The organism is Acidimicrobiia bacterium, assembly GCA_040902765.1.
Lineage (GTDB): Bacteria > Actinomycetota > Acidimicrobiia > Spongiisociales > UBA11373 > DATKBG01.
The window spans coordinates 23,080-35,029 of sequence record JBBDWO010000019.1 but is presented as its reverse complement, the minus strand read 5'-3'; the positions used below and the strand labels follow the sequence as shown (position 1 = coordinate 35,029).

The following is an 11,950-nucleotide window of genomic DNA, read 5'->3' as shown; positions in this document are numbered from 1 at the left end:
ATTCTCTTTAGAACCCCCTTTCCGGGGCAGGGTGCAAGTCCCTACCGGCGGTGAGAGCCCGCGAACCCCCGACGACGGCGTCGGGGGCCGATCCGGTGGAATACCGGAGCCGACGGTGATAGTCCGGATGAGAGGAGAGGGGCACGTCTGGCGCGCCCGCGCGCTCGTGTGCCCCACGAGGAGCGGATGCGATGAGGACAGACGATCGAACGCTCATGGTCGAGGCAATCGGCCTCGCCGCGCGCCATTGGCCGCATCCCAACCCGCGCGTCGGCGCCGTCGTGGTCGCCCCATCGGGGGAGGTCGTCGGGCGTGGGGCCCATGTCGGACCCGGTGAACCACATGCCGAGGCCGTGGCACTGGCGGAGGCCGCCGAACGGTCGGCCGGTGGGACCCTCGTCGTCACCCTCGAGCCCTGCTCCCATCACGGGCGCACCCCGCCCTGCACCGAGGCGGTGATCGCCGCCGGTTTCGATCGGGTGGTGATCGGCGCCCTCGACCTCGACCGGCGCGTGGCGGGGCGCGGCGTCGCCGCCCTGGAGGCGGCGGGCATCGAGGTGGTGGTCGGCGTGGACGGCGTCGACGCCGAGGCGCTCGACCCCGGGTACTTCCATCACCGGCGGACCGGCCGTCCCCGGGTGACCCTGAAGATGGCGGCCACGCTCGACGGGCAGGCGGGTGCTGCCGACGGCGGCTCGCAGTGGATCACCTCCGAGGAGGCACGCTCCGACGTGCACGGCCTCAGGGCATCCGCCGACGCCGTATTGGTCGGTGCCGGGACCGTGCTCCTCGACGACCCGCGACTCACCGCCCGCGGGCCCGACGCCCCCGGCGATCGCCCGCTCCCGGTGATCGTCGCCGGTGAGCGCGCGCTGCACCCGACGGCGCGTGTCTTCACCCGACCGTGCCTGGTATACGCACAGACACCCCTCGAGCTTCCGGATACGGCCACGGTCATCGAGCTGCCCGGACCGGGAGGCGTCGACCTGGGGGGAGTCCTCGACGACCTGGGAGGCCGGGGGATCGTCGACCTGTTGGTGGAAGGGGGCCCGACGATCGCCGGCTCCCTGCTGCGCGGCGGGCTGGTCGACCGGATCGTCTGGTACGTCGGAGCGGCCGTGGCCGGTGGCGTCGGTCGTCCGGCAGTCGGCGGAACATTCCCGTCGATGGACGCCCTGCGCCGGATCGAGATCGTCTCGGTCGATCGGATCGGTCCCGACGTTCGTATCGAAGCCCTCGTGGGTGCCGCCTGATGTTCACCGGCATCGTCACCGAAGTCGGCCGGGTCGTCGCCATCGATCCGGCAGAGGGGCTCACCCGGCTCAGGATCGAGGGTGGCGCCACTGCCAGCGACCTCTCGGTCGGCGACTCGATTGCCGTCTCCGGGGTTTGCCTCACCGCGGTGGCGGTTTCGCCCCCGTCCTTCCAGGTGGAGGCGATGGCCGAGACCCTGCGCCACACCGGTCTCGGCTCGCTTCAGGCGGGTGCCGCGGTCAACCTCGAGCGCCCGCTCGCCGCGTCGGGGCGTCTGGACGGCCACATCGTCCAGGGTCATGTCGACGGCGTCGGCGCGGTGCGGTCGGTGGTCGTCGACGGCGAGGCGAGGCGCGTGTGGGTCGAACTCGACGGTGGCCTTGCCCGCTACGTCGCCTCTAAGGGTTCCGTCGCCGTGGACGGGGTGAGTCTCACCGTCACCGCCGTCGACGACGACGGGTTCGAGGTGGCGTTGATTCCGCACACGCTCGCGGTGACCACGCTCGGGGCCCTGGCGCCGGGCGACGCGGTCAATGTGGAGGTCGATGTCGTGGCCAAGTACGTGGAACGGATGCTGGAGGCGAGGCGATGAGCTTCGGGACCGTCGAGCAAGCCATCGAGGCGTTCCGCCGCGGCGAGTTCGTCGTCGTGGTGGACGATGCCGACCGCGAGAACGAAGGCGACCTCATCCTGCCGGCCGAGGCGGCCAGACCCGAGCGCATCGCCTTCATGGTGCGCCACACGTCGGGTCTCATCTGTGTCCCGATGCTCGGGGAGCGCCTTGACGAGCTCCGCCTGCCCCTGATGGTCACCGAGAACACCGACTCGCATCGGACGGCCTTCACCGTGTCGGTGGACGTCGCCGACGGCACCACCACCGGGATCTCGGCGGGGGATCGGGCGGCGACCATCCAGGCACTCATCGATCCGACCACCGCGCCGTCGGACCTGGCCCGGCCCGGTCACATCTTCCCGCTGCGCTACCAGGAGGGCGGCGTGCTCCGGCGCGCCGGACACACGGAGGCGTCGGTCGACCTGGCTCGACTCGCCGGTCGCTACCCAGCGGGTGTCCTGTGTGAGATCGTCTCCCAGGACGGTTCGATGGCCCGGCTCCCCGAGTTGCTCGCCTTCGCCGAGGAGCACGGCATCGTCATCATCACCATCGCCGACCTCATCGCCCACCGTCGTCAGAGCGAAGTGCTGGTCCGGCGTCGGGTCGAGGCCCGCATCCCGACCCGCCATGGTGAGTTTCGGGCGGTCGGATACGAGTCGTTGGTCGACGGTGCCACTCACATCGCTCTGGTCAAGGGGGACGTGAAGGGAACGGACGACGTGCTGGTGCGGGTGCACTCCGAGTGCCTCACCGGCGACGTGTTCGGCAGCCGCCGCTGCGACTGTGGGATGCAACTGGATCTGGCGATGGAGCGCATCGCGGTGGAAGGTACCGGGGTCGTCGTCTACCTGCGCGGCCACGAGGGCCGCGGCATCGGACTGCTGCACAAGCTGGCGGCTTACACGCTCCAGGACCAGGGCCAGGACACGGTCGAGGCGAACGTGAGCCTCGGTTTTCCGCCCGACGCTCGCGACTACGGCATCGGCGCGCAGATCCTCGCCGACCTCGGCGTCGGTTCGATGCGGCTGCTCACCAACAACCCGACGAAGCGGGCCGGGCTGGAGGGCTTCGGGTTGAGCATCACCGATCGGGTCCCGCTCGAGACCGAGCCGACGCCGGAGAACCGCGACTACCTGCGGACGAAGGCCGCAAAGCTGGGCCACCTGCTAAAGGAGTCCGATGTCTGACGGGTTGCGGGTGGGCGTCGTGGTGTCGACGTTCAACGGGAGCATCACCGAAGGGCTTCGCCGGGGCGCACTCGACGAACTGGAGCGGCTCGGTGTGACCGAGCCGACCGTGGTCGAGGTTCCCGGGGCGCTCGAGCTGCCCGTCATCGCCCGGGCCCTCGTCGACGCCGGCCACGACTGCGTCGTCGCCCTAGGGGCGGTCATCGAGGGGGAGACCGACCACTACCACCACGTGGCCACGCAGTCCATGGCCGGGCTGATGCAGGTGTCGATCGCCAGCGGGCGTCCCGTCGGAATCGGGCTGCTCACCGTCCGTGACATCGCCCACGCCGTCGAACGGAGCCGCCCCGGAGCCGGCAACAAGGGGGCCGAGGCGGCCCGGGCGTCGGTGGAAGCGGCCCGCGTCGTCGCCTCGCTGCGAGAGGCCTCTCCCGGTCCGAACGACTGATCCCGGTAACCTTGGGCTGTGCCGGCAGCGTCCGTACCCCGACTCCGACCTTCCCTGAAGCGGGCCTCGCCGTCGCTCTCGGCGGAACGGGAACTCTGGGATGCGGGTGCGGCACACGTGGGGGGCGTCGACGAGGTCGGCCGCGGCGCCTGGGCGGGGCCGATCACGGTCGGCGTCGCGGTGATCCCTCAGGATCGGCGGGTCTACAAAGTTCGGGACTCGAAGATGATGACGGAAGGCGAGCGCGAGGCGCTCTTCGACCGGATCGCCGACTGGTGTGACGCCTGGGCGGTCGCCCATGCCTCGCCGGAGGAGTGTGACGATCTCGGGATGTCGGCGGCGCATCGCCTCGCCGCCTCCCGCGCCATGGAAGCGCTCGACGTGCGCCCCGACCGGGTCCTGGTGGATGGGCGTTGGGACTTCGTCGACGGGGTTCCGACGACGATGGTGGTCAAGGGCGACGCCCGGTGTCTCTCCATCGCCGCCGCCTCGATCCTGGCCAAGGTCATCCGCGACCGGATCATGCGTGACGAGGCGCTCCACTTCCCCCACTTCGGATTCGACTCGAACAAGGGGTATCCCGATCCCAAGCATCGAGCTGCCCTCCAGGCATACGGCCCCAGCACCATTCACCGGCGATCATGGGTGTTCATGGACGGTCTGATGTGGGCAGGCATTGAGCGCTCCGATCGTCACGGCCAGGAACGGCTCTTCTGAGGCACGGCGGGAATCCTCGGTCGGACGAGGGTGTTCACTAGTGGTGCTGGCCGTATACTGTGGCGCAACTGAATACGAAAGAGGAGGCGCTGCTTCCCACCCGGCCACCGACGGTGAGCCGAGGTCTTGTCGCAGAGACGGCAGCCGCTGCCGTCTCTTTCATGTAGTGGACGCGACGATCGGGAGGTCGAGATAGCCCAGGAACTGAGGGTCAACGACAAGATTCGGGCCAAGGAGGTGCGCGTGGTCGCACCGGATGGGAGCCAGATCGGAGTCCTCGCCATCGACGAGGCGCGCTATCTGGCCAGCCAGCTGGGACTGGACCTGGTGGAAGTCGCCGCCGACGCCAAACCCCCTGTCTGCCGACTGATGGACTACGGCAAGTACAAGTACGAGCAGTCGGTCAAGCAGCGTGAAGCCCGAAAGAAGCAGACCCGAACCGTGGTCAAGGAAGTGAAGTTCCGCCCGAAGATCGACATCCACGACTACGACGTGAAGAAGCGGCGTGTGATCGAGTTCCTCAGCGAGGGCGACAAGGTCAAGGTCACGATGATGTACCGGGGGAGGGAGTTGGCCCACCCGGAGTTCGGCGAGCGGATCCTGCGGAAACTAGCCGAACAGGTGGTCGAGTACGGCTCGGTCGAGATGGGCCCGAAGTTGGAGGGGCGCAACATGACCATGTCGTTTGCGCCGGAGAAGCGGCAGCGGGAGGCACCCGCCGCCAAGGCGGAGGCCGACTCCGCCGGAGAAGGGGAGTAGAGATGGCGAAGCAGAAGACGAGGCGGTCAGCCGCCAAGCGCTTCGAGGTCACGGGCTCGGGCAAGATCCAGCGCCGGCAGGCGTACCGTTCCCACCTCGTGGCGGGCAACAAGTCGAGCAGTCGCTTGCGTCGCCTGAAGGGGACGAAGATCGTGTCTTCCGTGGACGAGCCGCGGGTCAAGAAGATGTTGGGGAAGTAGCACCATGGCACGAGTCAAACGATCGGTACACGCCAAGAAGGGCCGTCGGGTCATCCTGGAGCGCGCCAAGGGATACAAGGGTGCCCGCGGCAGGCGTTTGCGGGCTGCCAACGAGCAGGTCATGGGCGCCATGCAGGACGCCTACCGCGACCGGCGTGCCCGCAAGGGCGACTTCCGGCGGTTGTGGATCTCCCGGATCAACGCCGCTGCCCGGCAGCACGGCACCACGTACTCGCAGTTGATCGCCGGCCTCAAGCAGGCCGAGATCGAGGTGGACCGCAAGATGCTGGCCGAGATGGCGGTGTCCGATCCGGATGCATTCGGAAACCTGGTGAAGACGGCGACGGGCGCGGCGAAATAGCCGACGGCCCGATCACGTCGGTCCACAACGCACTCGTCGCCGCGGCGCGACAACTCCACCATCGTCGCCGGCGCGCCGAGTCCGGCAGGTTCCTCATCGAGGGCCCCCACGCGGTCGGCGACGCGTTGACCGCAGGGTTCCCGCTCGAGACCGTGTTCACGCTCGAGGGCGATCTCGCCGACTACGGCGAGGCGCGGGTGGTCACGGTCGCCGACGAGGTCGTGGCGAGGATCGCCACCACCACCACCCCACAGGCACCGATTGCGGTTGCCGTGGTCCCGGTATCCGTCATCCCGGACCTGGGCGACCTGCTGGTGGCCTGGGGTGTTGGCGACCCGGGCAACGTGGGAACGCTCATCAGGACGGCCGCCGCCTTCGGGTTTGGCTTCGTCTGCGGACCCGACACCGCCGACCCGTGGTCGCCGAAGGTGGTCAGGGCGGCCGCCGGTGCATCGTTTCGAACCGCGATCGGTAACGCCGACACCATAGAGGAGCTGCGTGCCGGCGGTCGGCGTGTCCTGGCGGCGGTGGCGAGCGGGGGAGTGGCACCGGTCCGAGGGCCCGAGGCGATCGCTCTGGTGATCGGGAGCGAGGCACACGGGCTGCCCGACGACGTGGTCGTGGCGGCCGACCTTCGGGTCACGATCCCGATGTCGTCCGGCTCTGAGAGCCTCAATGCCGCGGTCGCCGGGTCGATTCTGGCCTACGCCCTGCGATCGTGATGAGCGCCGGGGAACCTCCGAGCGTCCTAACCTCTGCGCTCGTATGACCACGCCCGACACCCTCCGAGAAGCCGCCGACGCCGCTGAGGTAGCCGTCGCCGACGCCAGGTCGATCACCGACCTCGACCGGATCGAGGACGAGTACCTCGGCCCGGAGTCGGCGGTCGCGGTGGCGCGTCGTTCCCTTCGGGCGGCCGATGAGGAAACCCGGCGGGAGTTGGGCCGGGCCGTCCACGAGGTGAGCACACACCTCGGTGCGTTGGTCGCAGAACGCAGGGCGACACTCGAGCGGGCTGCCATCGATGGAAGGCTCGCTTCGGAGTCGCTCGACCTGACCCTGCCCGGGCGGGTGCCGCCACGCGGGACGGTGCATGCGGTGCACGCGATGTGGGACGAGATCGTCGACATCTTCGTGGCCCTCGGGTATACGGTCGCGTCGGGTCCTGAAGCCGAGACGGCCTATCACAACTTTGATGCGCTCAACACGCCGCCCTGGCATCCGGCACGGCTGGAGAGCGACACGCTGTACCTCGACTACGGCGACGACCCCGAAGGTGTCCTGCTGCGCACCCAGACGTCCCCGGTGCAGGTGCGCTGGCTGGAGGAGCATCCAACCCCGGTGTACGTGGTCGCCCCGGGGCGGGTCTACCGACGCGACCCGCTCGACGTAACCCATAGCCCGGTGTTCCACCAGATGGAGGGCCTCGCCGTCGACCGGGACCTCAGCTTTGCCGACCTCAAGGGCACCCTGCAGCACTTCATCGACGCGCTCTACGGCAAGGGCCGACGGATCCGCTTCCTCCCGCACTTCTTCCCCTTCACCGAGCCCAGTGCCGAGCTGTTCATGTCGTGCCACCTGTGCGACGGATCGGGCTGCCGCACCTGCAGCAACAAGGGATGGATCGAGCTGCTCGGTTGTGGTGTGGTCGATCCTTACGTGCTCAGCGCGGCCGGTCACGATCCCGACGAGGTGAGCGGCTTCGCTTTCGGCGTGGGGATCGATCGCCTCGCCATGGCCCGTCACGGCATCCCCGAGATCCGGCATCTGTGGGATGCCGACCTGCGCGTCTTGGAGCAGTTCCGATGAGGGCCTCGCTGAGCTGGCTGCGCGAGTTCGTCGATCTCCCCGAGCACCCGGCCGAGGTGGCAGCGGCACTCGACTCCATCGGTGTGGAAGTGGAGGAGATCGACCACCTCGAGTTGCCGTTCCGCGGCGTGGTGGTGGCCAGGGTGACGGCGATCGAGCCGCATCCCGATGCCGACCGCATCAGGGTGGTCACCATCGACGTCGGTGGTCGCGAGGTCACGCTCATCTGCGGGGCCTGGAACTTCGATGTGGGGGCGACGGTGGCGTACTCGCCGCCGGGCGCGATTCTGGCGGGTGGCTTCGAGGTGGGGGAGAAGGAGATCCGGGGCGTGCCGTCTCCCGGCATGATCTGTTCGGAGCGTGAACTCGGTATCGGCGACGATGCCGACGGCATCCTCGTCCTTGACGAAAGCGAGGCGCCCATCGGAGCCGACCTGGCGAGCATCGTCCCACTGCCGGATGTCGTGTTCGACGTCGCGATCACCTCCAACCGTCCCGACCTGATGTCCACCTACGGTCTGGCCCGTGATCTTGCCGCCCATTTCGGCGTTGCAGCCAGCACCCCGGAGATGCCGGTCGTGCCATCGGCGGGTGCGGCTTCGGTGGACGTACGCGTCGACGATGCCGATGGCTGTCCACGCTTCACGGCCCGGGAGATCACCGGCGTCCGCGTCGGGCCGGCTCCGCTGTGGATGCGGCTTCGGCTGCGAAGCCTCGGCGTACGGCCGATCTCCAACGTCGTCGACATCACCAACTACGTGATGCTCGAGGTGGGGCAACCCCTTCATGCGTTCGATCGCGACCGCCTGGCGGAGACCCGCATCGTGGTGCGGCGCGCCGCCGACGGGGAGGTGCTGCGCACCCTGGACGGCGAGGAGCGGACGCTGCGAGCCGACGACCTGGTGATCGCCGACGCTTCGGTGGCGTTGGGTCTCGCCGGGATCATGGGAGGTGAGGACTCCGAGGTGACGGAGGGCACGACCTCCCTGGTCCTCGAGGCCGCCCACTTCGACCACGCCCGGGTCCTGTTCACCGGGAAGCATCACGCCATCCGCACCGAGGCGCTCGCCAGGTTCGAGCGCGGGGTCGATCCCGAGCTCCCGCCGCTCGCTTCGGCCCGTGCCACCGCCTTGATCCTGGAGCATGCCGGGGGCGAGGTGGCCGGCGACCTCATCGACGTTGTCGCAGAACGCACTGTGACACCACCGGTCACCCTGGCATCGACCGAGGTGGAACGGCTGCTGGGGGTGACGGTCTCTCCGGATGAGATCGAGCGGATCCTCACCGCGCTCGGGTTCGGCGTCGAAGGGTCCGATCCGTTCACGGTGACCGTCCCGTCGTATCGGCCCGATGTCGCCCGGCCGGCCGATCTGGTCGAGGAGGTGGCCCGGATCCACGGTTTCGATCACATCCCGGCACGGCTCCCGCGCGGTCCGGGAGCCGGCCTGCCGCCCGCGGAGCGCCTCCGCAGGCAGGTGCGTCAGGTGCTGGTCGGCGCCGGTTACTACGAGGTGCTTTCTCTCGACTTCGTCGACGACGATGCGATCGAAGCCATCGGATTCCCGGACGATGATCGACGGGCTCAGCCGATCCGGGTCCGTAACCCTTTGTCCGAGGAGCACGCCTACCTGCGCACGACCCTGTTGCCGGGTCTCCTCGGTGGGCTAGGTACCAATCAGGCGCGCGGTCAACGGACGGCCTCGCTGTTCGAAGTGGGCAGTGTCTTTGTTCGCGGCGTTGGCGAGCTCCCCGACCAGCCCCACATGGTGGGGTTCGCCGCGATGGGTGGGCGTGATGCCACCGACGCAGCCGGCCTGGTCGATCGACTGCTGGCAGAGGCCGCGGTGCGCGCCGACATCGTCGCCGCTCGGGTGCCCGGCTTGCACCCGGGCCGCGCCGCCGAAGTCCGGGTGGACGGACGCACCGTTGGCTACTTCGGCGAGGTGCACCCGTCGGTGGCTTTGCGATGGGACCTGGCGGACCGGGTGGTCGCCGGCGAGATCGAGTTGCTGGCGCTGCTCGGCGAGACGGCACCGTTCGTGCCCCCCAGCCCGATGCCGCCGGTCGTCTTCGACCTCGCCTTCGATTTGCCCGAGGACGCGCCCGCTGCCCGGCTCCTCGACGAGGTGAGGTCGTCGGCCGGGCCTCTGATAGAGCGGGTCGTGGTCTTCGACGTGTTCTCCGGCCCGCCGCTTGCAGAGGGGCGCAAGAGCATCGGTCTGCGCCTCACCGCTCGCGACATGGAGCGGACGCTCACCGATGACGAACTGGCTCCGGTGCGCGGGACCATTGCGTCGGCGGTAGCGGCATCACTGGACGGACGACTCAGGGGAGGGTGAACTCGTGGACTTCGTAAAGGTCGGCGACCTCGGCGCCGACGGCATACGGCACCTCGTCGATCTCGCCGCCGAGGTGAAGCGCGACCGTGATCGCGTCGCCGGCAGCCGCCGTGGCCTTCGGGTCGGCCTGTTCTTCGAGAAGCCGTCGACGCGAACGAGGGTGTCGTGCGAGGTGGCGACCACGGATCTCGGGGGCGTGCCGATCGTGCTCAAGCAGGACGAGGTCGGACTCGGTGCCCGGGAGGCCGTGGAGGACGTGGCCCGGGTCCTCGACCGGTATCTCGACGTCCTCGCCTTCCGGGTGTTCGATCACCGCAACCTCGACACGATCGCCGCCCACGCTGCGGCCCCGGTGATCAACCTGCTCTCCGATCTGGAGCACCCGTGTCAGGCCCTCGCCGACATGCAGACCATCGCCGAAAACCGACCGATCCAAGGGTCGACGATCGCCTATGTCGGCGACGGCAACAACGTGTGTACCTCGCTCATGATCGCCGGAGTGGCGCTCGGCGCCAGGGTGCGGGTGGCGTCGCCCTCGGGTTACGAGCCGCCGGCGTGGTCGGTGGACGAGGCGAGGGTCATTGCCGCCGATGGGGGGCAGGTGGAAGTGATGGCGGATCCCGCGGAGGCCGTGCGCGGCGCCGACGCGGTGTACACCGATGTGTGGACGTCAATGGGCCAGGAAGCCGAGGCCGCCGAGCGTCGCTCGCTGTTCACCCCCTACCGGGTCGACCAGGCGTTGTTCGGGCTGGCGGCGCCGACGGCGATCTTCCTGCATTGCCTGCCGGCGCACCGGGAGGAAGAGGTCACCGACGCCGTGGTCGACCACGAGCGCAGCCGTGTCTTCGACCAGGCAGAGAACCGTCTCCACGCCTTCAAGGCGCTGCTCCTCCATCTGACGGGGTGACCGAGCTCGAGCGGTTGCTGAGCGGCCCGGTCGTGACGGCGGCGCAGGGCCTGCTCGGGCGCAGGCTGGAGTCCCGAAGCGGTGGGAAGGTCGTCGCCGTCGTCATCACCGAGCTGGAGGCCTACGGCGGCGCCGATGACCCTGCGAGCCACGCCCACCGTGGGCCGACAGCGCGGAACCGCAGCATGTTCGGGCCGCCTGGCACGCTGTACGTATACCGCAGCTACGGGATCCATTGGTGCATGAATGTTGTCATCGGCCCCGAGGGGGTGGCGTCGGCCGTGCTGTTACGCGGCGGGAAACCGGTGGAGGGCGAAGCGACGATGGTGGAGCGACGGGGCAGGTCCGACGTCCTGGCGCGGGGGCCGGGACGCCTCACCCAGGCGCTCGGCGTGAGTGGAGACCTCGATGGATCGTCGGTGTTCGACGGACCGGTGTCGATCGTCGGCGTTCCTCAACCGGATCTGACCTGGACGGCAACACCTCGGATCGGCATCTCCCGTGCGACCGACCGACCCTGGAGGTTCCTCCTCTCAGGCTCCTGAGCCGGCCATCGAGCCGGTGAGCTTCGAGCCGTTCGAGGCGAACAGCACGCAGTGGATGTCCCGGTCGCCCATCTCCCACAGCTGCTCGGTGGGCCAATCGGTGAAGAACTCGAGAGGCGTGGCACGGTGCGGGGCACCGGTGAAGTCCTCGAAGGCCTCCAGGCACGAGGCGTCGATGTCGGTCTGGGCGTCGTCACCGGGGAAGGGGCCCGCCGGGAGCGTGAAGCGGTGGAACATCTCGTTGTCGTGGGGCTCGGCACAGGGCACCGCGGTGATGGTCAGCCCATCCGCCGTCGTCGGGTCGTCGTAGCAGTCACCCTGGCGCAGGCCGAACACGGTGCTCTCGCCGGCGGCGACGATGGCGCCGGTGTCGTCACGGGTTGGTGTGGCGAGATCGCTCACGATGCACTGGATCGTCCGAGCCCCGGCGCGCCACGAGTCGCCGGTCGGGGTCAGCCAGATCATCGCCACCTCGGAGTCGTGGAAGGGAGCACCGACGCGGCTCTCGAAGGCAGCCGGGCAGGCATCCAGGGCGAGCCCGTCGAGGGCAGACTGGCCGGGATGACCGTCACCGGTCACCTCCACCACACCGACGACGCGAAAGTCGTGATCGTCGGCGCAGGGAACGCCGTCGACGCGCTCGATCTCCCCTCCCGAGAGTCCGCCCGGCACGGAGAAGCAGTCTCCCTTGCGGAGGTCGCCGCTGGGCATCCCAGCCGCCTCGATGATGGCGCCGTTGGCATCACGCGTCGGGCCCGGCGGGCCACAGGCGACGACGACCAGGGCCACGGGGACGAGGAGGGGGCCGGCC

14 protein-coding genes and 1 riboswitch are annotated in these 11,950 nt (G+C 69.1%); of the genes, 13 read left to right on the top strand and 1 reads right to left on the bottom strand.

Annotated features, from left to right (window positions below):
* Positions 1 to 13: 13 nt before the first annotated feature.
* Positions 14 to 143, top strand: a riboswitch (FMN riboswitch).
* Between the two features lie 48 nt (positions 144 to 191).
* From ribD to WEA29_05350, 13 genes are all read left to right on the top strand, one after another.
* The gene (gene ribD / locus WEA29_05410; GenBank protein MEX2323189.1) at positions 192 to 1,253 is read left to right on the top strand and encodes a bifunctional diaminohydroxyphosphoribosylaminopyrimidine deaminase/5-amino-6-(5-phosphoribosylamino)uracil reductase RibD; all 1,062 of its coding nucleotides are present in this window, start codon (positions 192 to 194) and stop codon (positions 1,251 to 1,253) included.
* Positions 1,253 to 1,846 (top strand): riboflavin synthase, encoded by a 594-nt coding sequence (locus WEA29_05405; GenBank protein MEX2323188.1) that lies wholly within the window; start codon positions 1,253 to 1,255, stop codon positions 1,844 to 1,846. Before ribD ends, WEA29_05405 begins: the two co-directional genes overlap by 1 nt.
* Complete coding sequence (locus tag WEA29_05400) at positions 1,843 to 3,054, top strand: bifunctional 3,4-dihydroxy-2-butanone-4-phosphate synthase/GTP cyclohydrolase II (GenBank protein MEX2323187.1); 1,212 nt, start codon at positions 1,843 to 1,845, stop codon at positions 3,052 to 3,054. The genes WEA29_05405 and WEA29_05400 overlap by 4 nt, the downstream gene beginning before the upstream one ends.
* Entirely contained in the window at positions 3,047 to 3,502 is a 456-nt protein-coding gene (gene ribH / locus WEA29_05395) for a 6,7-dimethyl-8-ribityllumazine synthase (GenBank protein MEX2323186.1), read from the top strand. Before WEA29_05400 ends, ribH begins: the two co-directional genes overlap by 8 nt.
* Before the next feature lie 18 nt (positions 3,503 to 3,520).
* Positions 3,521 to 4,219 carry a ribonuclease HII gene (locus tag WEA29_05390; protein MEX2323185.1) on the top strand — a complete coding sequence of 233 codons (699 nt, stop codon included), beginning with the start codon at positions 3,521 to 3,523 and terminating at the stop codon, positions 4,217 to 4,219.
* 126 nt (positions 4,220 to 4,345) lie between these two features.
* Positions 4,346 to 4,978: a translation initiation factor IF-3 gene (infC, locus tag WEA29_05385; protein ID MEX2323184.1), complete on the top strand. Its 633-nt coding sequence runs from the start codon at positions 4,346 to 4,348 to the stop codon at positions 4,976 to 4,978.
* Positions 4,979 to 4,980: 2 nt separating this feature from the next.
* The gene (gene rpmI, locus WEA29_05380; protein MEX2323183.1) at positions 4,981 to 5,178 is read left to right on the top strand and encodes a 50S ribosomal protein L35; all 198 of its coding nucleotides are present in this window, start codon (positions 4,981 to 4,983) and stop codon (positions 5,176 to 5,178) included.
* Positions 5,179 to 5,182: 4 nt separating this feature from the next.
* Positions 5,183 to 5,539 (top strand): 50S ribosomal protein L20, encoded by a 357-nt coding sequence (gene rplT / locus WEA29_05375; GenBank protein MEX2323182.1) that lies wholly within the window; start codon positions 5,183 to 5,185, stop codon positions 5,537 to 5,539.
* A gap of 125 nt (positions 5,540 to 5,664) precedes the next feature.
* Positions 5,665 to 6,261: an RNA methyltransferase gene (locus WEA29_05370; GenBank protein MEX2323181.1), complete on the top strand. Its 597-nt coding sequence runs from the start codon at positions 5,665 to 5,667 to the stop codon at positions 6,259 to 6,261.
* A gap of 43 nt (positions 6,262 to 6,304) precedes the next feature.
* Entirely contained in the window at positions 6,305 to 7,348 is a 1,044-nt protein-coding gene (gene pheS, locus WEA29_05365; protein MEX2323180.1) for a phenylalanine--tRNA ligase subunit alpha, read from the top strand.
* Positions 7,345 to 9,687 (top strand): phenylalanine--tRNA ligase subunit beta, encoded by a 2,343-nt coding sequence (pheT, locus tag WEA29_05360; protein ID MEX2323179.1) that lies wholly within the window; start codon positions 7,345 to 7,347, stop codon positions 9,685 to 9,687. Before pheS ends, pheT begins: the two co-directional genes overlap by 4 nt.
* A gap of 4 nt (positions 9,688 to 9,691) precedes the next feature.
* Positions 9,692 to 10,594 (top strand): ornithine carbamoyltransferase, encoded by a 903-nt coding sequence (gene argF, locus WEA29_05355; protein MEX2323178.1) that lies wholly within the window; start codon positions 9,692 to 9,694, stop codon positions 10,592 to 10,594.
* Positions 10,591 to 11,139 carry a DNA-3-methyladenine glycosylase gene (locus WEA29_05350; protein ID MEX2323177.1) on the top strand — a complete coding sequence of 183 codons (549 nt, stop codon included), beginning with the start codon at positions 10,591 to 10,593 and terminating at the stop codon, positions 11,137 to 11,139. Before argF ends, WEA29_05350 begins: the two co-directional genes overlap by 4 nt.
* Here the strand turns inward: WEA29_05350 and WEA29_05345 are convergent.
* Complete coding sequence (locus tag WEA29_05345) at positions 11,128 to 11,928, bottom strand: septum formation family protein (protein MEX2323176.1); 801 nt, start codon at positions 11,926 to 11,928, stop codon at positions 11,128 to 11,130. The genes WEA29_05350 and WEA29_05345 overlap by 12 nt on opposite strands.
* Positions 11,929 to 11,950 lie beyond the last annotated feature (22 nt).

What these genes read in the sequence shown, in the direction of transcription:
- pheT (MEX2323179.1), top strand. Translation starts at nt 7,345, where the DNA reads ATGAGGGCCTCGCTGAGCTGGCTGCGCGAGTTCGTCGATCTCCCCGAG.
- WEA29_05400 (MEX2323187.1), top strand. Translation starts at nt 1,843, where the DNA reads ATGAGCTTCGGGACCGTCGAGCAAGCCATCGAGGCGTTCCGCCGCGGC.
- ribH (MEX2323186.1), top strand. Translation starts at nt 3,047, where the DNA reads ATGTCTGACGGGTTGCGGGTGGGCGTCGTGGTGTCGACGTTCAACGGG.
- WEA29_05405 (MEX2323188.1), top strand. Translation starts at nt 1,253, where the DNA reads ATGTTCACCGGCATCGTCACCGAAGTCGGCCGGGTCGTCGCCATCGAT.
- pheS (MEX2323180.1), top strand. Translation starts at nt 6,305, where the DNA reads ATGACCACGCCCGACACCCTCCGAGAAGCCGCCGACGCCGCTGAGGTA.
- rplT (MEX2323182.1), top strand. Translation starts at nt 5,183, where the DNA reads ATGGCACGAGTCAAACGATCGGTACACGCCAAGAAGGGCCGTCGGGTC.
- rpmI (MEX2323183.1), top strand. Translation starts at nt 4,981, where the DNA reads ATGGCGAAGCAGAAGACGAGGCGGTCAGCCGCCAAGCGCTTCGAGGTC.
- ribD (MEX2323189.1), top strand. Translation starts at nt 192, where the DNA reads ATGAGGACAGACGATCGAACGCTCATGGTCGAGGCAATCGGCCTCGCC.